A 21,456-nucleotide genomic window follows, 5' to 3' on the forward strand; every position below is an offset into this window, starting at 1 on the left:
AACCCACCCGTCCCGGCCCGGGGCGCCCGCCCGGGACGAAGAACCGACACCGCGCCACCCGCCACGACGTCGGCAAGACCACCAAGCGAGACGCCGAAGACCAACCGGTCAGGGGTTAAACGACAAGGTGAGACCTCGACGACCGTGGGACGGACGGTGACCCGTCGAGCTCCGACCGGCTGCATCGTCAGCGACAGACGCCCGCCGACCACGACCTCCCCGTGCGCGGCGACGATGAACGGATTCCACGCCGGATAGGCCGCCAGATCAGTCAGCACCCGCCACACGCGGTCGGGCGTCGAACGGATGTCGACCGACGTCCTGAGTTCCACGCCCATCCGGACCATCCCCTGCCGGCAAGCCCCGCAGCGGGTCGAGCCTAGCGCTGTCCAGTCGGGCCTCGAACCCGTGAACCGTCGCACACCCGCCCGTCCTCCCGGGCGCCTCGGCGGTTCGCGCAGCGCGATCCGGACGCGATCACCCGCCGGCACGGATCGTCTGCAGCGACCGGCCGGCCGCCCGACCGGCGGGCCCGGACCCCGACAGGAACGCGACCAGCGGGACCGGGCAGCTGTCGTACGTCCGGTGCACAAATCTTCAGCAGCGGGCCATGGGCAGGACGACCGGGTTCCGGTCCGACGGAGGACGACGAGCGGATCGTCCGCGAAGGCGGTGCGGGACGACGAGAAGGACGAGGTGCTCCGCGAGCGCCCGGGAGCAGATCATGACGCTCGAGGGCCTGTCCGACGTACGAGGCGTGACCCCGAAGACGGCCGGGGTGGCGAGCGCGATACGCCTTCCGGCACCGAGCGGCGAACGCCACGGTGTACGGATGACGAGTCCCGGAAGGCTGCGGCGGTTGTCCGGCACCGCGATGGCGACGGCCGTGGCGGTCCTCGTGAGTGCCTGCGGCGGCGGCGGATCCGGTTCCGACCCCACCCCGGGGGCCGCTGCGACCGCGACCACCACGTCGCCGACGACATCCGCGGCGACCAGCGGGACGACCGCGACCGGGACGGCGGCGACCGAGAGCGGGGCCACCGGGACGATGACCGGCGTCGTCATCACCGTCAGCGACAGCGAGTTCGGCCCCATGCTGTTCGACGGGCGGGGCCAGGCTATCTACCTGTTCGACGAGGAGACGACCGCCCAGCCGGCCTGCTACGGCGACTGCGCGGCCGCCTGGCCGCCGGTGCTGACCGAGGGGTCACCCCAGGCGATGGGCAACACCCGCGGCGACCTGCTCGGAACCACCGTGCGGGACGACGGTTCGTTGCAGGTCACCTACGGCGGCCACCCGCTGTACTTCTACGCCGACGAGGATCCCGGGCAGGTTCTCTGCCACGACGTCGAAGGCTTCGGTGGCACCTGGCTGGTCGTGACGCCCGAGGGCGAGGCCGCCCCGGCGTGACCCGGACCGGCGAGGGCGGCGAGATCCGCCGGATCGTCCGAGGCCGGCCGACGAAGCCGGTGCGGCCCCGCGGCGCGACGGCCGTCACAGGCACGCCCTGCGAGGCGGGGGTGGTCGTCGAGGTCGCTGCCGGCACCTGGCAGGTGGTGCGCCGGGGGCACCTCTGACCGGCGCCGCCGCGCCCCACCGGGTGCCGGAGCCGGCGTGGAGGACGGCTCGACCGCTTCGTCGACGCACGTGCTGGTCGACCAGCATCCCGGGCAGCAGTGCGAGCCAGGGCTACCGGGCCGAAGGGGTCTGCCGTGTGCGCGGGTCCGGCCGCGCTGCGTGACCGGCCGCGACCTCCTCCCGGACGCACACGGCGACGGCTTCCGCACGGCTGCGGACGCCGAGCTTGGCCAGCACGCTGCTCACGTGGTGGGCCGCGGTCTTGCGGCTGATGAACAGCCGGGCGGCGATCTCCGGGTTGGACAACCCCGTCGCGACCAGGTCGAGGACCTCCCGCTCGCGAGCGGTCAGCGGACCGGCGCTTCGACCCCCGACCCGCGGGCGGACGCCGAGAGAGCGCAGCAGGGCCGCGGCCGCATCCAGCTGCGACGGAGCGCCCAGCCGGTCGAAGGCGGCCAGGGCGGCGCGTCCGTCCTCCACCGCCAGTGCCGGCGTCGTCCGCGCTTCGGCCCGGGCCAGCAGGAGCTGGACGGTCCCCGCCTCGAACGGGAGCTCCAACTGCCGCAGCAGGCCGAGCGCCGTCGAGAAGCAACCGGCGGCCTCCCCCCACGCACCGCGGGCGGCGGCCACCCGACCGGCCGCGGTGCTCGCCCGGGCGGCGGTCACGCCGGCCGGGTGGCGGGTCGCCAGCACGCCCAGGCGCTCGACGGACCGGGCCGCCGCCTCCGGGTCGCCGAGCGCCAGCAGCGCCTCGACCAGGCGGTCGAGCACGGCCGACTCCGTCGCCTCCGACGCGCCGGCGGCCAGGCACGCCTGCAACCGGGCGACCGCGGCCGCCGCCTCGCCGCGCGCGAGTAGCAGCTCGGCGGCGAGCAGCGCGTCGTCGCAGCCCCGGGCCAGGGCTTCCGCCTCCTCCAGGCGCCCCTGGCGGAGCCGGAGGTCGGCCAGCCGACCGAGCGCCAGGGCGTGGGGTACCGGCCCGGCGCCGCCGGCCATCCGGACGGCCGCGGCCAGCTCGCGCTCGGCCTCGGCCCAGCGGCCCTTCGTGACGAGGAGGCCGCCGTAGTGCGTCCGGCAGGTCGTGAACAGGAACGGGCAGCCGTACCGGGTGAACAGGTCGTCCGCCACCGCCAGCCACTCCGCTGCCCGGCGGACGTCCCCGGTCTCCTCGCAGGCCTCGAGCATCGTGCAGGCCGCCCAGACCGCGGTCCGCAGGCGCCGGCACTCCCCGCCGAGCGTGCCCGCCATCGCCTGGTCGATGAGCGCGAACCCCTCCGAGGCGTGTCCGGCGTGGACCAGCCGGCTGCCGAGGTCCGCGAGCGCGGACAGCTCCAGGTCGACGTCCCCGGTGTGCCGGCCCCGCTCCAGGGCCCTCCTGATCAGCGAGCAGGCCGCCTCGTGGTCGGCAGGGACGTCGAGGGGGACGTAGGCCTCGAGCAGCCAGAACCAGCCCTCGAGGTCGGGCGGCGGGGCGTCGGGGAACACGCTGCGCGCCCGGCCGAGCCAGCCCGATGCGGCCGCGGCGTTCCCGAACTGGACCAGGTGGCCCACGCAGACCTCCATGGCGGCCGAGGCCGCCGCGGCGGGATCCCCGCCGCGGCGGAACGCCACGTAGGCGCGCTCCCGGCACTCGACGGAGGCGCGGGGCTCGCCCTGCCACCACAGCGCCTCGGCCAGTCCGTCCCACACCTGAGCCGGGCACCGCTCCCGGTCGCCGGCGGCGAGCACCGACTCGAACGCGGCCCGGGCCTCCGCCCAGCGCCCCGCCTCGAGCGCCGCCGTCCCGGCGGCGACCAGCTGCCCGCCCGGCACCGGCCCAGTATGCGCCCGGGGATGGGGCGGCTGACCCATGTGCGGTCACGCGTGCGCGGCCAGGCTCGGAGCCATGAGCAGCACCGACACCTTCCAGCTCTCCCTCCAGACGGCGGAGACCTACGAGGCGGCGTTCGTCCCCTCGCTCTTCGCCCACCTGGCGCCGCACCTGGTCGACGCGGCCGGGGTCACCGCCGGTGACCGGGTGCTCGACGTGGCCTGCGGCACCGGCATCGTCGCCCGGACGGCAGCCGAGCGGGCCGGCCCGGCCGGCCACGTGGTCGGGCTGGACCTCAACGAGGCCATGCTGACCGTGGCGCGGCGCATCCGGCCCGACCTGGACTGGCGCCAGGGCGACGCCGCCTCCCTGCCCTTCCCGGACGGCTCGTTCGACGTCGCCCTCTGCCAGTCCGGGCTCATGTTCGTGCCGGACGTGGCCGCGTCCGTCGGCGAGATGGCCCGCGTCGTCCGCCCGGGAGGCCGGGTCGCCGCCCAGGTGTGGAGCTCGCTGGACCGGCAGACCGCGATCCACCCGCTCGCCGACGCCGTCGCCCGGTTCGCCGGTCGGGACGCCGTCGACCTGATCGGCACCTACTTCCGGCTGGGCGACCGCGAGGAGTTCACCGGGCAGTTCACCCGGGCAGGCCTGCGGGTGAGCGACGTCCGGACGCTGCCGGTCACCGTGCGCGCCCCGTCCGTCGACGACTACATCACCACCGAGGTCGAGAGCACACCGCTGGTCGACCGCATCAGCGAGGACGTGTACCGGCGGATCCGCGAGGAGGCGCGCGCCGGCCTGGCCCGATACCGCGACGCCACCGGCGCGCTGGTCCTCCCGCTGGAGGCCTACCTCGTCGCGGCCGCCCGGGGCTGAGGTCGCCTGCGTGGAGCAGGCACCCGACCGCGGAACCCGTCGAACGAAGTCAGGCAGCTGACGAGCACCGACGCATGCCCGCCGGCACCGCGAGCGGGTCCGGCCGAGCAACCCGCCCACGCCGTCCCGCCCGGTGGTGCGGGGGGATCGGTGTTCGGGGGACGGCGCCGCAGGGATCCCGGGTGGGGATCCTCCGCCGGGGAGGGCCGCGGGATCCGTCGGTCGGTGACAGTCCGGTGAAAGCCCGCACGGTGACGCTGTCCCCGACCGCAATGCCGTGCAACCGCTCAGGAGGTCATCGTGACGGCAACGGAGGAACACGCTCCCGGTGTCCTGCGCGATCGGGAGCAGGTCGTCGCCCGGGCACGTGAACTCGTCCCACTGCTCCGGGAGCATGCCGAGCAGGCCGAGGAACAGCGCCGACTGACCGATGAGGTCACCGCGGCGCTGCGCAGCGCCGGGATGTTCGCCCTCACCGCCCCCCGCCGCGTCGGTGGGCACGAGGTGGACGTACGGACGTGGATCGACGTGTGCGCCGAACTGGCCCGCGGGGACGGCTCGGCGTCGTGGGTGGTGGTGCTGATGAACACCGGCGCCTACCTCACCGGGCAGCTGCCCGACCGTGCCAGGGCCGAGGTGTACGGTGCCGACCCCCGTGCCGCGGTGTGCGGCCAGCTGACCCCCAGTGCGACCGCCCGGCCGGTCGACGGGGGCTTCGTGGTCACGGGTCGGTGGGCCTGGGCATCCGGCAGCTACCAGGCCCAGTGGAGCATGGTGACCATCCCCATGCTCGACGACGACGGCCGGCTGGTCGATCTGCGCGCCGCCCTCATCCCCGTCACCGACATGACGATCGAGGACACCTGGTTCGTGGCCGGGATGGCCGCGACCGCCAGCAACACGTTCGTCGCCGAGGAGGTGTTCGTCCCCGAGCACCGCACCCTCTCCGTCCCGGCGATGGGGCAGGGCATGACCCGCGCCGAGCACCTGGCCGACGAGCCGCTCTACCGGTCGACCAGCAACTCCGCGCTCGTGCTGGCGATGACCGGGCCCCTGCTCGGGCTGGCCCGAGCGGCCTTCGAGTGGGTGGTCGCGACCATGCAGCGGGGCAAGCCCGTCGCGTACTCGGTCTACGCACGCTCGCTCGAGTCCCCCAGCCACCAGCTCGCCATCGCCGACGCGGCCGCGCTGATCGACACCGCGACGCTGCACGCGCAGCGGGCAGCTGCCGCCATCGACACCGCCGCGCAGGCCGGCGTCCAGCTCGACCTGCTCGCTCGCGCCCGGATCCGCAGCGACGTGGCGGTCGTCGTGACCCGGTGCCGGGAGGCGGTCGCGCTGCTGCTGGACGCGGCCGGCGCCAGCAGCTTCGCCCGGTCGAACCCGCTGCAGCGGATCTGGCGGGATCTGGAGGTGGCCGGCCGGCACGGCCTGCTCAACGTCGACCTCAGCCGTGAGATGTACGGCCGGGCACTGCTGGGCATCGAGCCGCAGGTCAGCCAGCTGGTGTGACGGCGTGGCGCTGCACCGCCGCCAGGGTGTGTTCGACGACCTGCGCCCGGGGCAGGGCCGCGGCCAGAGCCGCGGCCCGGTCGGCCGCCGGTCGGCCGATCCGCGCACGGATCCGCCGCTCCAGGCGGCGGTAGCGGGCGACGTCGGCACCGGTCACCACCGGAGCCGACGGCGCGATCGCCGCGGCGGCGAGCACCAGCGCCGCCGTCTCCGTCTCACCCACCCTCTCCAGCAGCTCGGCACCGATCCGCAGCGCCGTCCACATCTGGGGCCAGACCCCTGCACGGCGCAGGTGGTGGAGCAGTCCCGGCAGAGCGGTGAGGGCCTCCTCATGCCGGCCCATCCGGGTGAGTGCGGAGAGCAGGGCGATCCGCGCGACGGTGGTCACGTGCGTGACCCGCGCCTGCTCGGCCTGCTCCACCGCGACGCGCAGGACGGCCACGGCGGCCTCGGGGTCGGTCAGCAACCACCGCTCGCCGAGGGCGTACGTCGCGAAGGCCCGGTATCCGCCGCCGACCTCCGCGGCGGCCCTGCACGCCAGGTCCGCGTGCCGGCGCGCCGCTCCCTCGTCGCCGGAGAAGCAGCCGAGCAGCGCGAGGGTGGCGTGGGCGTCCGCCCGGTGCGCCGCGGTCGCTCCGGGCCCGTCGAGCAGCTGGTGCCAGTAGCCCGCCGACCGGTCGTGCTGCCCGCGGTAGAGGGTCACGACGCCGAGGGCGACCAGGGCCACCTGGCGCTCGGTCGGCTCGGCGGCGCACCGGAGCGCTGCTGCGGCCAGCCGTTCGGCCCGGGCCAGGTCGCCCAGCTCGGCCGCGGCCAGGCCACCCGACGCGAACGCCGAGGGCGCGGCACCGCTGCGTCGCACGTCTCCGTCCTCGGCGACCTCGCACACCAGGGTGAGCAGCTCGGCATCGGGCTGCCAGTGCGAGTAGACGCGCAGCGCGCCGGTGATCTCACCGGCGAGACCGGGGTCGCCGCGATCCAGGGCCCAGCGCACAGCGGCGAGGACGTCGTTGCGCTGACGATCGAGTTGCTCGACGGCGACCGACCGGTCTCCTCCGGGCCCGCGGGCCACGGTGCCGGCCAGCGCCCGGACCCACCGCGCACGTGCCTCCTGCGCCTCGTCCTCGAGACCGCGCTCGGCCAGCCGTTCCGCTGCGAAGGCACGGACGAGGTCGAGGAGCCGGTACCGCGGGACCTCCACAGCACCGTGCACCGTCACCAGCGAGGCATCGACCAGCCGTGCCAGGCACGGCGCAACGGGTGCACGAGCGACCGGACCGGCCACGCGCTCGGCCGCCGCCAGGTCGAAGGCGCCGGCGAACACCGACAGCACGGCGAGCACCGCCTGCTCATCGGGTGCGAGCAGCCCGTACGACCAGGACACGACCGCCCGCAGACCGGGACGGTCGCCGTCCTCGGCCAGCACGTCCAGCCCGTCGCCGAGGCGGTCCCGCAGGGGCCGGAGGCCCAGCGCGGTCGCCCGGGTGGCGGCCAGCTCGATGGCCAGCGGGACCCCGTCCAGCCGTCGGCAGACGTCCCCGATGAGCTGCAGCGCGGTCTCGCCCGGCGGGCCGTCCGTCCCCATCCGGCCCATCCGGTCGACGAAGAGCCGGACCGCGGCCACGCCCGCCAGACGATCGGCGGACGTCTCCTCCGGTGGGGTCGGCAGTGGCGCCAGGCGCAGCACCCGCTCGTCCCGCGCCGCGAGCCGTCGCCGGCCGGTCACGACCAGCCTCGTGCCCGGGCACCTGCGCAGGACCTCCTCGACGAACCGCCGCACGTCGTCGACGGCGTGCTCGCAGCCGTCGAGCACGACGAGGCCCTCGCCGGTGCCCAGGTACTCCAGCACCGTCCCGCGCAGGTCCTCGGCCGCCCCGCGGAGGTCGAGCGCGGCCGCGACGGCGCCGTCGATCTGCGCGCCCGTCGTCCCACCGAGCTCCACGACGGTCACCGGTAGTCCGAGTCGCCGGCCGATGTCCGGCAGGGCCTCGGCGACCAGGCGGCTCTTGCCCACCCCTCCGGTCCCGACCACGGTCACCAGCCGGTGTGCGCAGACCCCTCCGATCAGGTCGGCGAGCTCGTGGTCGCGCCCGACGAACGAGGTCTCGCTGACCCGCCACCCGGGAGGCGAGGGGACGCGCCGCCGCACGGAAGGCACGTCGTGCCCGAGGATGCGCACCTGCAGGCGCTGCAGGCCCGGGGACGGGTCGACACCGAGCTCCTCGGCGAGCCGGGCCCGCACCTGCCGGTACCGGTCCAGCGCGTCCGCCGGCCGACCCGCCGCGTAGAGGCCTCCCATCAGCAGCCCCGCCGCGCGCTCCCGCAGTGGCTCCGCGGCGAGCAGCTCCTCGAGGACGCGGATCGTCACGTCCGGGTTGCCGAGCTCGAGCGCCAGCTCCGCGCGCCGTTCGATCGCGGCCGCCCTCAGCTCGTCGAGCCGGGTCGCCTCCGCGCGGGCGAACGGGTACCCGGCGAACTCGGTGTACGCCGGGCCGCGCCACAGCCCGAGCGCTGCGTCCAGCGCCTGCGCGGCCGCTGCCGCGGGCAGGCCGGCGGCCCGGTCGCAGAGTGCCTCGAAGCGGACCGCGTCGACCGCCCCCGCGGGCACCCGCAGCACGTAGCCCCCCGGCTCCGCCTCCAGGGTCGCTCCCTCGCCCAGGAGCCGGCGCAGCCGCGAGACGACGGTGTGCACGGCGGCACGAGGATGGGCCGGGGGGCGCTCGTCCCACCCGGCGTCGACCAGACGGTCGACCGAGACCGGCTCCCCCGCACCGATCAGCAGCGCGGCGAGCACGACCCGCTGGCGGCCGCTCGTCAGCGGCACCGGTTGCCCGTCCCGGCGCACCTCCAGGGCGCCCAGCACGGAGAATTCCGGACCGGATGCATGCACCGCTCGATCCTGCCCCGTGGTGCCGCTCCGTCGGCGGACCTGGCGACCGTCGTCACGGGTTCGTCGTCACGGTTCCATCGGCACCCTTCGCCGTCCCCCGGCTGCGGACGGGTCCGTGCCGATGGCGGGGGCCCGACCTCGCGCTGCCCCGGGACCACCGAGCGGTGCACGGGCGCGCGGGCAGGGGCCCGGGCGCCGGCCGGGCACGACGGCGGCCCTGGACCGGGCACCGGCACGGCCCCAGACTGGTGCGGCATCCGGCGGTCGGGAGGAGCCACGGTGGAACTGGGCATCGATCTGGGCACCGCCCGCACGGTCGTGAGCGATGTCCGCCGCGGCATCGTCTTCGACGAGCCGACCGTCATGCTGCTGCGCCGAGGCGCTTCCCGGCGGGAGCAGATCCTCGCCGTCGGGCAGGAGGCGGCCGACCTGATCGGGCGCGCCCCGTCCCGGTACACCGCGGTCCGGCCGCTCCACGACGGCGTGGTCACCGACCTGGAGACGGCCCGGCAGTACCTGCGCGCGGTCCTGCAGAAGGCCGGGCGACGGGCGTGGGGGGGCGGTGTCCGCGCGGTGATCGGTGTGCCGGTCGGCTCGACCGCGCTGGAGCACCGCGCGCTCCTCGAGGCCGCCGAGGAGGCCGGGGTGCGCCCGGTGACGGCGCTCGACGAGGCGATCGCGGGCGCGGTCGGCTGCGGCATCGACCCGCTGGAGCGGCGCGTGCACCTGGTCGTCGACGTCGGCGCCGGCACCGCCGAGGCCGTCGCGTTCTGCTACGGCGGCGTCCTCGCCCACCGGACCAGCAAGCTGGGCGGCGACGAGATGACGCTGGCCGTCTCCCGGTACCTCCGCGAGCAGCACCAGCTGCACGTCGGCGAGCACGAGGCGGAGGGCCTCAAGATCCGGTCCGGGACCGAGGACGAGGGCCCGCTCGTCGTGCAGGGCCGCGACGCCGGCACCGGCCGGCCCCGGCTGGCGACGATCCAGGCGGCCGAGGTCGCCGACGCCGTGCGGCCGCTCGTCGACGAGATCGTCCGGACGCTGGCCGGGTGCCTGGACGACCTCCCCCCTCAGGCGATCGCCGACGTGCTGGCGGAGGGCGTGCTGGCCTTCGGGGGCGCCTCACGGGCTCACGGCTTCCCGGAGGAGCTGGAGCGGGCCCTCGGCCTCCCGGTCAAGCTCGCCGAGGACCCGGTGACCTGCGTGGCCGACGGCGCCGCCCGGGCCGTGCGCAACCGCCCGCTGCTCGCCGCCTACGGCCGCGGCTAGGCACCCGGCGCCCGCGCCGGGAGGCGTCGGGACACCTCCCGGCGCGACGCGTCACGGTGTCTGCACCGGGCCCGTCGCGACCACGTCCGGCTGGTGCTCCAGGTAGTGGCGCAGGCCGTCGGCCACCACGTTCTTGGCGCTGTTCCCGCCGGTCCCCGGCCCCTGGACGAGTGCGGCCACCACGACCTCGGGGGCGTCCATCGGGGCCACGGCCGCGATCCAGTTGTCGTACTCGTCCTCGGGCAGGCCACCGTCCTGAGCGGTCCCGGTCTTCGCGCCGACCGGCACGGGCAGGTCGGCCAGCCGGACCGCGGTGCCGCTGGTCACGGCCGCGCGCATCCCCTCGCGGACCGGCCCCAGCTCGGCGGCGAACGGCACCGGGGTCGCGGCCGGGGCGGGGAGCGCGGTGTACCCGGCCTCCTCGGTGCCGACGGCCAGGCCGAGCCGCGGGGTCACCAGGTTCCCGGTGGCGACGGCCGCGGTCCACCGGGCGTTCTGCAGCGGCGTCACCTGCAGCTCGCCCTGGCCGATGCCGAGGATGACGGTGGACCCGCCGTACCACTCGCCGCCCTTCGCCCGGACCGACTCCGGGGTGCCGAGGTAGCCGGCGGACTCGCCGGGCAGGTCGATCCCGGTCGGCTCGCCCACCCCCAGCGCCCGGGCCGTGTCGATGATCGGTTGGGCCCCGAGCGCGACGGCGAGCTTGTAGAAGTAGACGTCGTTGGAGATGGCGAGCGACTCGACCATGTCCATCGGCCCCATCGGCTTCCAGTTGCCGAAGGTGTGCCCCCCGTAGGTGAAGTCGGCCCCGGTGGGGACGACGTCGTCGGCCGCCCACACCGGGTGGGCCTGGTTGGCCGCCGCCACGACCAGCTTGAACGTCGACCCGGGCGGCGCGACCGCCTGGGTCACGTGCTCGAGCATCGGCGACCCCGGCGCGTCGGCCAGCGCCTGCAGCGCCCCGGTGTCGATCGGCGGCCCGTAGACGGAGTTGTCGAACGACGGCGTGCTCGCCATGGCGAGCACCTGCCCCGACCTCGGGTCCATCGCGACCGCGGCGCCGATCCTGCCCTCCGGACGGGGTTGCGCGCGCACGGCCGCGGTGAGGCCGGCGTCCAGCCGCCGCTGCAGGCCGAGGTCGAGCGAGAGCCGCAGGTCCGCACCGGGCACCGGGTCCTGCCGCTCACCGAGGGCCACCGGCACGCCGGTCGGGTCGACGTAGAGGCACTGCCGCCCGTTGATCCCGCGGAGGACCGCGTCGTACTGCTGCTCCAGGCCGGCGCGACCGACGACCTCGCCCGGCGGCAGGCCGGGCCAGCGCTCCTCGTCCTCGGGCGTGGCCACGCCCGTGAAGCCGAGCACCGGGCCGAGCAGCGCGCCCTGCGGGTAGGCGCGGCGCGGCTCGGCGACGACGACCACCCCGGTCAGCCCGGCGGCCGTGACCGCGTCGCCGACCGCCCGCGGCACCTCGGCCACCGGCAGCGACAGCGTGGTCGGCTCCGCCGCGCGGATCTGCGCGCGGAGGTCCGCGGCCGCCAGGCCGGTCAGCGCGGCGAGGCGGTCGACGTCGGCCGGTCGGGTGCCCAGCAGCCCGGGGACCACGAGCACGCGGTCGACGCCGGCGCCGACGTCCGCGGCGTTCACGGCCAGCGGTTCGCCGTGCCGGTCGGTGATCAGGCCACGGGGAGCGGGCAGCCGGATGCAGCGGGTCATCTGGTCCTCGCCGACGAGCTGCAGCGCCTCGCCCTGGGTGCTCTGCAGCCGCCACCCGTAGACCCCGAACGAGACCAGCAGCACCGACAGCCCCAGCGCGGCCAGCCGGACCAGCCGCGGCCGCGGGTTGCGCAACCTCGGCAGCGCCCACAGCCGCCAGCGGGCGCCGTCCCGGCGGACGGCGAGCACGACGCCGACCGCGGCCAGGTGCACGGCCAGCGCCGTACCGCCGTTGCTGAGCAGGGGGAACGGGACGCCGGCCAGGGGCAGCAGGCCCAGGTTCGCCCCCACGGAGACGACGGTCTCGACGCCGAAGAGGATCGCCAGCCCCCCGCCGACGAGCGCGCCCTGCGGCGTGGGGGAGGTCCGGCTGGCCAGCGCGAGCCGCCACACGAGGACGACGGCGGCGAGCACCACCGCGGCGCCGGCGAGCAGCCCCCACTGCCCGACGAGGCTGGCCAGGGCCAGGTCGGTCTGCCGCTCGGGGAGGTACTGCGCGCGCAGCTGGCGCAGCGGGTCGTCGGACCGCCCGAACCACCCGCCCGAGGCCACCGCGATGTGCGCCTGGCGCAGTGCCCAGCCCGAGCCGGTCGGGGACTCGTGGGCGCCCACCAGGAACGTGCCCAGCCGTTCGAGCTGGTAGGGCTGCAGCAGGCTGATCATGAGCGGCGCCGAGACCGCCACCGCGGCGGCCATCGGCAGCAGGAACCGGGCGGGCACGCGACCGATGACCAGCATGGCCGCGGTGAGGACGACGAGCAGCATCGTGGTGCTCAGGTCCGGCTGCAGCAGCGTCAGCCCGATGGGCACGACCGCGAGGAGCAGGGCGAGCGCGAGGCGCTGCCCGGGCGGCCGGTTGGAGCCCAGGACGGCCGCGAGGGCCAGCAGCAGCCCCAGCTTGGCCAGCTCCGAGGGCTGGAAGCTGAAGGACCCGATCGCCAGCCACCGGGTGGCCCCGTTCGCCGACAGGCCGAAGGCGAGGACGCCGACGAGGAGGAGGACGGCCGCCCCGTACGCGACCCACCCCAGGACGGCGAGGTAGCGGGCGCGGACCCGCCAGAACGCGGCGAGGGCGAGCACCCCGCCCAGGGCGATCAGGCCCTGCCGCGCGGCGAGCGCCGCGTCGCCGATGAGGTGCAGGTTCGCCAGCCCGAGCCCGACGAGCGCCAGCGCGGCCACCACGGCGAGCAGGTCGAACGCGCTGCCGCGCCGCCTCCGGCGACGCTCCCGGCTGCGCTGCCGGCTCCCCGGGGCCTGCTCCGGCGGCCCCTCGGGCCCGGGCGCGCCGAGCCTCCTGCGCTGCTTCCGGGTCCAGCGCCGGCGCCCTCGGGCGTCCTCCGGCGGCCCGTCCGGTTCGTCGAGCGGCATGGCCTCCCCCTCCGGCGGGTTCCGCGGGCTACTGGTGGGACGGGCAGGTGCCGACGACGACCGGCTGGGACGCCGCAACCGCGGGGACGTCGGTGACGGCGACGACCGCCACGGCCGGCAGGTCCGGCAGCGCCACCGTGCCGACCGCCGGCACCCGGTCGCCCGCGGCGGGCACGGTGACCGTCCCGCCCGGCACGGTCTCCGCGGTGCCGGTGCACGGGTCGACGACCCGGTAGGACCAGCTGACCGGCTGCGGGTCGGCACGCGGGACCAGGCGCACCAGCACGCGCAGCGTGCAGGACCCACCCGGCGCGCACGGCGCGAGAGGGCGCAGGTCGACCGCGGTCACCCCGCCGGCCGCCGCGGGGGCGACGGCCGCGATCGACGGTCCGCCGGGTGTCGACGGGGCGGCCGCCGGATCCTCGTCGCGACCGGCGTCCAGGAGCAGGTCGATGTCGGTGGCGATGCGGTCGCGCAGGAGGGCGACCTCGCCCAGGACGACCGCGGCGAGGACCAGGACCGAGAGCAGCCACCCCCCGACGCGCCGCCCCGCGGCCCTGCCCCGCCCGGCGACGGCCGGCCGGGCGGGGAGCGCCCGGCCGGTGGCGCCGGCCGTGGCGGGGTGCCCGGCCCGCCCGGTGCCACCGGCCGGTCGCCCGTCGCCGCCGACGGCCCGCACCAGCGCGGCGAGCTCGGCGGAGACGGCCGTGCGGTCGACCGCGGCGGTCGCCTCCCGCAGCATCCGCGCGGCGGCGGGGACGCCGACGGCCGGCAGCTGCGTCACCACCCGGTCGAGCTCGGCGAGCAGCGGGTCGGCCGGACCGGTGCGCCGGGCGTGGAGCCGGGCGGCACCGGCGACGTCCGCGAGGACCGCCGCGACGGGAGGGCCGGTCGGTCCGGCCGCCGCCGGGCCTCCCGTGGGCGCCCCGTCGGCCGCGGCGGCGGGGACCACCCGCCCGTCGGCGCCGATGACGACCGGGCCGATGCGGGTCCGGTCGCTGCCGGGCCCCGGCTCCGGTCGCCGCGCCGCGTCCGTCAGCACGTCCGCGCCGATGGCGACGGCCTGGGCGGGTGTGAGCCGGGCCAGGGCGATCAGGCGGGTCAGCTCCGCACCGCCGCGGGGGCGCGGTTCCGGACCCGCCGGACGGGTCGACGGCGGCTCGGCCGGCCGCGGCTCGCGTGGTCGGGGGACGCCGCTCGGCTCGTGGCCCTCGGACGTCCGTCCCGCAGCCAGGTCCGTCATCGACCGTCACCCCCGCCCAACCGCCTCCGACCGGGCCGTCCCCCCGCAACGAGCCGAGGCCGATGCTGGACCGCGGGAACCCGGATGTCACTCGGTTCGCGCACGGCTCCTGGGAACGAGGGCTCCGTGGCGGCCTCCCCGACCTCACCCGGCGGAGATGAGGCGGCCTCCCGGGCCGCTTCCCGGCGTCGGCGACCGACGACGCCGGTCGACCCCGGAGGTCGACACGGACCCGACTCCCGGCCCTCCGCCACCCGCAGGGATCCCCCGATCGGCGCCGCCGGGCCGGGGAACGGACCGGAGGTCCCACCGCTGACCGCCGAGGACGGGGGGTTCGAGGTCCCGGGCCGACGCGGTCAACCGCTGTGGCTGACCGTCGTCCTCGGCGTGGCCGGTGCGGCCGTCGCGCTCCGGGGCGTCCACGCCACCCGCGCGGTCCTGGGCCCGGTCGCCTGGCGTTCGTCCTGGCCGTCGTGGCCCATCCGCTGATCGGTGCGCTGGCGCGCCGCGGGGTGCGGCGCGGGTTCGCGGTCGCGGTGGCCGTGCTCGTCGTCGACGGGGGGCTCGTCGTCCTCGTGCTCGCGCTCGCGGTCGCCGTCGGCCAGTTGGCGACCGTGCTGCCGGAGTACTCCGAGGAGTGGCAGGAGCTCCTGGACGGACTGCGCTCCACCCTGGCCGGGTGGGGGGTCGGTCCGGAGCAGGTGGAGCAGGCGCTGCGCTCGATCGGGCCCCGAGGCGGTCACCGGTGCCCTGGGAAACGTGCTGTCGGGTGTCGCCGGCTCCCTGGCCGGGCTGTCCCCGGCGCGGCGACGGCGTCGACCGCGCCGGGGATCGACCGGCGCCCGCGACCTCGGCGCCACCGTGCCGGCTGCGGGGCAGGCGGCGCTGCGGGCCGGGGGACGAACGGCACCGCTCACCCGAGGGTGCAGACGTAGTAGGCGTTCTGCGGGTCGGTCTCGATCTCCCGTACCTCGACGTCGGCGAAGCCTGCCTCACCGAGCATGCGCAACGCGGTCTGCCGACCCCACATCGTGCCGAGCCCGACCCCGTCGAGGCCCAGGGAGACCGGCATGCAGTGCAGGAGCGAGCAGGTGTAGAGGAACGTGGCCAGCGGCATGCCCACGTTGTCGGCCACCTCGCTGGACCCGGTGACGTCCACCATGAGGAACACACCGTCCGGCCGCAGCGCCCGGGCGATGGTGGCCAGCACCTGGCCCGGCTGCGCCTGGTCGTGGACCGTGTCGAAGGCGGTGATCAGGTCGAAGGCATCGACGCGGTCGAGGACGGCCACGTCCTGGAGCTCGAAGCGGGCGTTGGGCAGACCCCAGGCGGCCGCCTCGGCCCGGGCACGGCCGATGGCCTCCGGTGAGAAGTCGTACCCGACGAAGCGGCTGGCCGGGAAGGCCCGTGCCATCAGGTTGACCGCGTGGCCGGAGCCGCAGCCGAAGTCGGCGACCTCGATGCCCGCGGTCAGGCGGTCCGGGCACCCGGGGACGAGGGGCAGGATGGTGCCGACCAGTGAGGCGTCGTTCACCGCGGCGCTGTCCTCGGCCATCACCGCGTGGAAGCGGCTGAACGCCGTGTAGGGCACCCCTCCGCCGGATCGGAACGCCTGCACCACCAGCTGCTCGGCCTCGGCGAGCATGGGGATGCACTGGCACAGCCGCGCCAGGTCGTCCGGTCCGGCGGCTCGTGTGAGTGAGGCCGCGTGCTCGGGGGGCAGCCGGTAGGTGCGTGCCGTGGCGTCGTGCTCCACGACCCCCGCCACGGTCAACGCTGCCAGCCACTCACGCACGTAGCGCTCCCGCACCCCGGCCGCCTGCGCGATCTGCTCGGACGTGGCACCGTCCAGCCCCGCCATCACGTCGAACAGCCCGAGCTGGTCGCCGATGCTGCACTGCAGCACCAGGCTGGCGGCATCGACCGCGCCGACCATCCGATCGGCGAACGCCGCCGCCCGCCGCTCGTCCATCGGTCGCTGCTGCACCTGGGTGGTCATGGCCTGCTCCTGTGCTCCGGACCCGGGCAACCCGCCCGGCTGCCCGGCCGACGCTAGATCGACCGCGGCACGCGGCGCTTCGGTGCGACCACCCATGGACGCGGGGCGGCATGGGTGGTCCCCTGCACGGCCCTCAGACCAGGCTGTGCTCGACCGCGTACCGGGTGGCGGCTGCCCGGGAGCTGACGCCGAGCTTGGGGTAGAGGTTGGACAGGTGCCGCTCCACCGTCCGCGGGCTGATCGTGAGGGTCGCCGCGATGTCGGCGTTGTGCAGCCCCTCGGCGAGCAGGCGCAGGACCTCGCCTTCCCGGCGGGTCAACCCGGAGGGCGCCAGGGGTGCGGAGCGGTCACCCGGTCCCGGCCACGCGGGACGTGCGCGCAGTCGGCCCAGGACCTGCACCGCCGCGTGCTCCTCGAGATCCGCGCTGGCCCGGTCGCCCAGGGCCCGGTAGCACCGGGCGAGCAGCTGACGGGTGCACGCGGCCTCGTAGGGCGTGCCCAGTTCGCGCCAGCGACGGCAGGCCGCCTGCAGCGGGGCGAGCGCCTCGGCCGGGGATCCCCGCGCCAGCGCGACCGCCCCGGCCGCGGTGCCCGCGAGCGGGACGACGAGGGACTGGGGCCAGGTCCGGCCCAGCTCGACCAGCTCTCCCACCCGCCGATCCGCCTCGCCCAGCTCGTCCGCGGCGCAGGCGATCCGGATGGCCGCCGCCAGGACCCGGGCCCGGTGGTGCAGGCGCCCGTCCGGCGGGGCCAGCAGCGCCGTCCGCACCGCAGCGCCCGCGGCCGCGACGTCCCCGCGGTCGAGGCGGAGCAGGGCCACCCCGGGCTGGGGGTCGGCTCCGCGCCGGTGGGCCTCCGCGAAGGCCGTCTCGGCCCCGGACCGGTCCCCCGTGAGCAGCCGGAGCTCGCCGCGCAGGAGCCAGGCCGCGCCGACCGTCTCCTGGCACAACTCGCGCAGCTCCTGGCAGGCCCGGTCCAGAGCCGGTTCCACCCGCTCCCACTGGCCGGTGAGCTGCCAGATCCGGGCTCGGTACACCCGGCAGGCACCGGAGAAGAGGACGGCCGCGGGCAGCGAGTCCAGCCACTGCTCGGCATCCTGGAGCCACAACCGCATCCGCGCCACGTCGCCGACGCGGTCGGCGACCTCCATGGCCATGCAGAAGGTGTTGCCGACCCACTCCGGCGCCATGGTCTCGGCGTCCAACCCCACCATCGCCTCGTCGAGCAGCGCCATCCCCTGCCCGACCTCCCCGGTCCCGACCAGGGCGTAGCCCTCGGCGACCAGCGCGGCCAGCGCCAGGGTCCGGTCCGGGTGCCGGTTCGACAGCGCCACGATGCCGCGAGCTGCGACCAGCACGTCCTCCGGGGGCGCCTGCGCCAGGTTGTACTCCACGTCCCGGTAGAAGGCGACGTAGCCGTGGCTCGGGGACTCCGGGACCTCCTCCAGCAACCGGCCGACCCGGTTCATCCAGCCGGAGCCGAGCGGGAGCTGCCCGATGAGCAGGTGGTACATCGCGACGTCCAGGGCCGCCAGAGCGGCCTCCTCGATCCGGCCGGCGTCCAGCAGCTGCCGGTGCGCGCGGGCGACGAGACGCACGGAGTCGCCGGCCCGCCCACACCACCAGCTGGCCCGCGCCGCCGCCACCAGGTCGTCGGGAGCGCTCAGCAGCCCGTCCCGGGCCGCACGGCCGAACGCCTCCCGGGCTGCGGGCCAGTCACCCTGCCGGTAGGCCGCCTGCGCCGATGCCAGCGCCGGCCTCAGCGTGGCCATGACCGTCAGTGTCGACCTTCCCGGGGGCCTGCGGCTACGCGGTCGGGTCCGACAGCGGGCCCGGCGCCGTCCCGATCCGGCCGGTTCCCGATCGGATGCGCATCATCGGGGTGCTCGTCGTCGACGGAGGGTGTGCGCTCTGCCCGGCGAGCGCGACGTCCGTCGACCGGTACCCGCCGGATGGCGCCGTCCTCGGGGATGCTGCCTCAGGGGGTGCCCGTGCGAACCGGAGATGGTGGGGAAGGAGCTGCGATGACCCGCACGACCAGCCAGGAGTACGCCGAGGCCGTCCCGGAGGAGGACTTCTCCCGCCCGCGGCCCGTCCCGGGGAACCTGGTGCCGGACCTCACCGGCGTCAACGCGTTCGACGGGGACGAGATCGCCACCGACGTGATCGCCCGCCACGCGCCCTGGGCCCGCGAGCGGGCCAGCACGCTCGGGTCGCGCGTGTGGGACCCGGAGGTCCTCAAGGCGGCCCACGACGCCCAGCGCCACGTGCCCGAGCTGCGGACCCTCGACCGCCTGGGCGACGAGGTCTACGACGTCGACTTCCACCCGAGCTACCACGCGCTGATGTCCCTCGGCTTCGGCTCGGGCGTCCACTCCCTCGCGTGGACGTCGTCGGGGCCGGGCGCGCACTCGGCGCGCGCGGTGCTGTCCTACCTGTGGAACCAGATCGACGGCTCGACCGCCTGCCCGCTCGGGATGGCCTACGCCGCCATCCCCGTGCTGCGCGGCCGGCCCGCCTTCGCCCCCTTCGCCGAGGCGATCGCCGCCGAGGCCTACGACCCCTCGGACGTCCCGATCGGGCAGAAGTCCTCCGGCACGATCGGCTACTTCATGACCGAGAAGCACGGCGGGTCGGACCTGCGCGCGAACGTCACGGTCGCCCGCCCGCTCGGTCGCCGCGGTCCGGGTGAGACCTACCTGGTCAACGGCCACAAGTGGTTCGCGTCGGTCCCGATGTCGGACGCCTACCTCACCGTCGCGCGGACCGAGGGCGGCGTGTCGTGCCTCCTGGTGCCCCGGCGCCTCCCGGACGGCCGGTTGAACGGCATCAGGGTCAACCGGCTCAAGGACAAGCTGGGCAACCGGGCCAACGCCTCGTCGGAGATCGAGTACCACGACGCCCTCGGCCACCTCGTCGGCGAGGAGGGCAGGGGCATCCGCACCATCCTGTCCTCGGCCGAGTACACCCGCCTCGACTTCGCCGTGGGCTCCGCGGGGCTCATGCGCGCCGCCCTGTCCCAGGCGCTGCACCACAACGACCACCGGACCGCCTTCGGGGCACCGCTCTCGCAGCTGCCGATCCAGGCCCCCGTCCTGGCCGACCTCACCCTGGAGTGGGCCGGCGCCGCGCACCTCGGCTTCCGCGTCGCCCGCGCCGAGGACTCGGCCGGCGACGTCTCCGAGGCCCTGGTCAGCCGGCTGCTCACCCCGGTGGCGAAGTACTGGAACTGCCGCCGCGTCCCCGCTGTCACCGAGGAGGCCATCCAGGCCATCGGCGGGAACGCCTACATCGAGGAGCACCCCTGCCCCCGCTACTACCGCGAGGCCCCGCTCAACGCGATCTGGGAGGGCACGTCGAACATGATGGTCATGGACGTCGGCCGCGTCCTGACCCGCGAGCCGAAGGCCGTCGAGCCGGTCCTCGACGAGATCCGCCCGGTCGCCGCCGAGCACCCGCTCCTGGCCGCCGCCCTGGCGGAGATCGAGGAGCTCGTCACCGCCCCCGAGGACACGACCCGCTACCTCGTCACCAGGATCGCGCTCGCGGTCCAGGGCAGCCTCCTGGTGCGGCACGCCCCCGACGTCGTCGCCGACGCCTTCATCGCCTCGCGCCTCGGCACGGGGTGGGGCCCCGGTCTCGGCACGCTGCGCGGCGTGGACCACCAGGCGATCATCGACCACGCCCGCCTCGGCTGACCCGGCTCCTCACCGTCCGGGTGCCGGGGCCTCCCCCGGACGGGGTCGACGGCCCGCACCCGATCAGTCCGGGCGGATGTTCTGGTTGAGCCGGAACACGTTCGCCGGGTCGTACTCCCGCTTCAGCGCCCGGAGGCGGTCGTACCTCGCGTCGCCGTACGCCTGCCGCACGCGGGCGTCCCCCTCCTCCATGAGGAAGTTGACGTAGACGCCCGTGTGGAAGGGGGACAGCGCGGACCAGTACTCGCGCGCCCACTGCCGCTGCTCGTCGAACCCGTCCGCGGTCGCCGTGTTGCCGTTGATGTTGAAGGTGAAGCCGGCGCCGCGGCCGTTGAAGGCCGTCTCGTGCTCCCCCACCCGCGCCACGGCGCCGCCCATCTGCCACAGCGCGATGCTGCTCAGCGGCGAGCTGATCCGCCGCCCGTGCTCGGCGACGACGTCGATGACGTCGTCGCCGAGTTCGGCCACGTCGCAGGAGCGGACGTAGTACCAGCAGCCGTGCCGGAAGGACGGGTCGAACATCGTCTGGTGGGTCACGAAGGGCTTGGGCGCGAACACGTCCAGCACCGGGGTGCCGAAGGTGCGCATCGGTTCGAAGACCCGCTCGCCGGCGTCGATGTCGCCGGCGTAGCAGCCGACGACGGCGATCACCGGCCGGCCGACCAGATCGGGCGGGACGACGGGCAGCGGTGGGGCGAGCCGCTGCACGACCAGGGTCATGAGGTCGTCCGGGCAGCCGGCCACCCAGTCGCGGTAGAAGCGCAGCACCCGCCCGGCCTCGCTCATCGGCCAGAACGTCGCACCGGCCATCACCAGCGGGCCCAGCGGGTGGAGACGGAACCGGAAGTCGGTGACGATCCCGAAGTTGCCACCCCCGCCGCGCAGCCCCCAGAACAGCTCCGGGTTCTCGTCCTCGCTCGCGCGCACGAACTCACCGTCGGCGGTGACCACGTCGGTCGACAGCAGCGAGTCGACGGTCAGGCCGTACCTGCGCATGATCCAGCCGATCCCGCCCCCCAGGGTCAGCCCGGCCAGCCCCGTGTGCGAGACGATCCCGGCCGGGACGGCGAGGCCGTGCTGCTGGGTGGCCGCGTCGAGCTCACCGAGCAGCACCCCGGCCTGCGCGCCGGCCACCCGGGCGTCCGGGTCCACCCGGACGCCGCACATCGGGCGCAGGTCGACCAGCAGGGCGTCGTCGGCGGTGGACAGCCCCGGGAAGCTGTGCCCGCCGCCGCGGACGGCGATCGGCAGCCCGTGCTCGCGGCCGAAGCGGAGCGCGGCGCGGACGTCGTCGACGCCGGCGCAGCGGGCGATCACCGCCGGGCGCCGGTCGATCGAACCGTTCCACACCCGGCGGTGCTCCTCGTACCCGCCGTCCCCCGGGGCGATCACCTCACCCATCAGCGCGGCGCGCAGCCCGGCGAGGGCCGGGGCGCCGATCGCGCGGAGGCGAGGCCGGCCCGGACCGGTGGCGGTGGTGGTCATGAGCGGCAGTGTGTG

The 21,456-nt window shown here is 75.9% G+C and carries 14 protein-coding genes; 5 read left to right on the forward strand and 9 right to left on the reverse strand.

What is annotated here, in order from left to right:
* Positions 1 to 338: SRPBCC family protein (locus D0Z06_RS23135; RefSeq protein WP_199522495.1), on the reverse strand; the 338-nt coding region annotated here is incomplete at its 3' end.
* Positions 339 to 832: 494 nt separating this feature from the next.
* Between D0Z06_RS23135 and D0Z06_RS23140 the strand changes: the two genes are divergently transcribed.
* A complete protein-coding gene (locus D0Z06_RS23140; protein WP_199522496.1) occupies positions 833 to 1,411 on the forward strand; it encodes a COG4315 family predicted lipoprotein in 579 nt (192 codons plus the stop codon).
* 279 nt (positions 1,412 to 1,690) lie between these two features.
* Here D0Z06_RS23140 and D0Z06_RS27010 read toward each other — a convergent pair whose 3' ends face one another.
* Entirely contained in the window at positions 1,691 to 3,391 is a 1,701-nt protein-coding gene (locus D0Z06_RS27010; protein ID WP_117379907.1) for a LuxR family transcriptional regulator, read from the reverse strand.
* A gap of 73 nt (positions 3,392 to 3,464) precedes the next feature.
* Between D0Z06_RS27010 and D0Z06_RS23150 the strand changes: the two genes are divergently transcribed.
* Both D0Z06_RS23150 and D0Z06_RS23155 read left to right on the forward strand, forming a co-directional pair.
* Entirely contained in the window at positions 3,465 to 4,265 is an 801-nt protein-coding gene (locus tag D0Z06_RS23150) for a methyltransferase domain-containing protein (RefSeq protein WP_199522497.1), read from the forward strand.
* A gap of 300 nt (positions 4,266 to 4,565) precedes the next feature.
* Positions 4,566 to 5,777, forward strand: coding sequence for an acyl-CoA dehydrogenase family protein (locus D0Z06_RS23155; protein ID WP_199522498.1), 1,212 nt, complete (start codon positions 4,566 to 4,568; stop codon positions 5,775 to 5,777).
* On the opposite strand, the gene D0Z06_RS23160 is transcribed toward D0Z06_RS23155, so the two are convergent.
* The gene (locus D0Z06_RS23160; protein WP_117379909.1) at positions 5,761 to 8,667 is read right to left on the reverse strand and encodes an AfsR/SARP family transcriptional regulator; all 2,907 of its coding nucleotides are present in this window, start codon (positions 8,665 to 8,667) and stop codon (positions 5,761 to 5,763) included. The genes D0Z06_RS23155 and D0Z06_RS23160 overlap by 17 nt on opposite strands.
* A gap of 279 nt (positions 8,668 to 8,946) precedes the next feature.
* On the opposite strand from D0Z06_RS23160, the gene D0Z06_RS23165 reads away from it, so the two are divergent.
* Positions 8,947 to 9,936: a rod shape-determining protein gene (locus D0Z06_RS23165; RefSeq protein ID WP_199522499.1), complete on the forward strand. Its 990-nt coding sequence runs from the start codon at positions 8,947 to 8,949 to the stop codon at positions 9,934 to 9,936.
* A 51-nt stretch (positions 9,937 to 9,987) separates the two neighbouring features.
* Here the strand turns inward: D0Z06_RS23165 and D0Z06_RS23170 are convergent, their stop codons facing one another.
* From D0Z06_RS23170 to D0Z06_RS23190, 5 genes are all read right to left on the reverse strand, one after another.
* The gene (locus tag D0Z06_RS23170) at positions 9,988 to 13,017 is read right to left on the reverse strand and encodes an FtsW/RodA/SpoVE family cell cycle protein (RefSeq protein ID WP_117379911.1); all 3,030 of its coding nucleotides are present in this window, start codon (positions 13,015 to 13,017) and stop codon (positions 9,988 to 9,990) included.
* Positions 13,018 to 13,045: 28 nt separating this feature from the next.
* Positions 13,046 to 14,260: a serine/threonine-protein kinase gene (locus D0Z06_RS23175; protein ID WP_117379912.1), complete on the reverse strand. Its 1,215-nt coding sequence runs from the start codon at positions 14,258 to 14,260 to the stop codon at positions 13,046 to 13,048.
* A 356-nt stretch (positions 14,261 to 14,616) separates the two neighbouring features.
* Entirely contained in the window at positions 14,617 to 15,003 is a 387-nt protein-coding gene (locus D0Z06_RS26610; RefSeq protein WP_233517912.1) for a hypothetical protein, read from the reverse strand.
* Between the two features lie 170 nt (positions 15,004 to 15,173).
* Entirely contained in the window at positions 15,174 to 16,259 is a 1,086-nt protein-coding gene (locus D0Z06_RS23185; protein ID WP_199522500.1) for a class I SAM-dependent methyltransferase, read from the reverse strand.
* A gap of 133 nt (positions 16,260 to 16,392) precedes the next feature.
* A complete protein-coding gene (locus D0Z06_RS23190; RefSeq protein WP_117379914.1) occupies positions 16,393 to 18,030 on the reverse strand; it encodes a LuxR family transcriptional regulator in 1,638 nt (545 codons plus the stop codon).
* 252 nt (positions 18,031 to 18,282) lie between these two features.
* Between D0Z06_RS23190 and D0Z06_RS23195 the strand changes: the two genes are divergently transcribed.
* Positions 18,283 to 19,956 (forward strand): acyl-CoA dehydrogenase family protein, encoded by a 1,674-nt coding sequence (locus tag D0Z06_RS23195; RefSeq protein WP_117379915.1) that lies wholly within the window; start codon positions 18,283 to 18,285, stop codon positions 19,954 to 19,956.
* 63 nt (positions 19,957 to 20,019) lie between these two features.
* Here D0Z06_RS23195 and D0Z06_RS23200 read toward each other — a convergent pair whose 3' ends face one another.
* A complete protein-coding gene (locus D0Z06_RS23200; protein ID WP_117379916.1) occupies positions 20,020 to 21,441 on the reverse strand; it encodes an FAD-binding oxidoreductase in 1,422 nt (473 codons plus the stop codon).
* Between the last annotated feature and the right edge of the window lie 15 nt (positions 21,442 to 21,456).

The organism is Geodermatophilus marinus, from assembly GCF_003428645.1.
GTDB lineage: Bacteria > Actinomycetota > Actinomycetes > Mycobacteriales > Geodermatophilaceae > Geodermatophilus.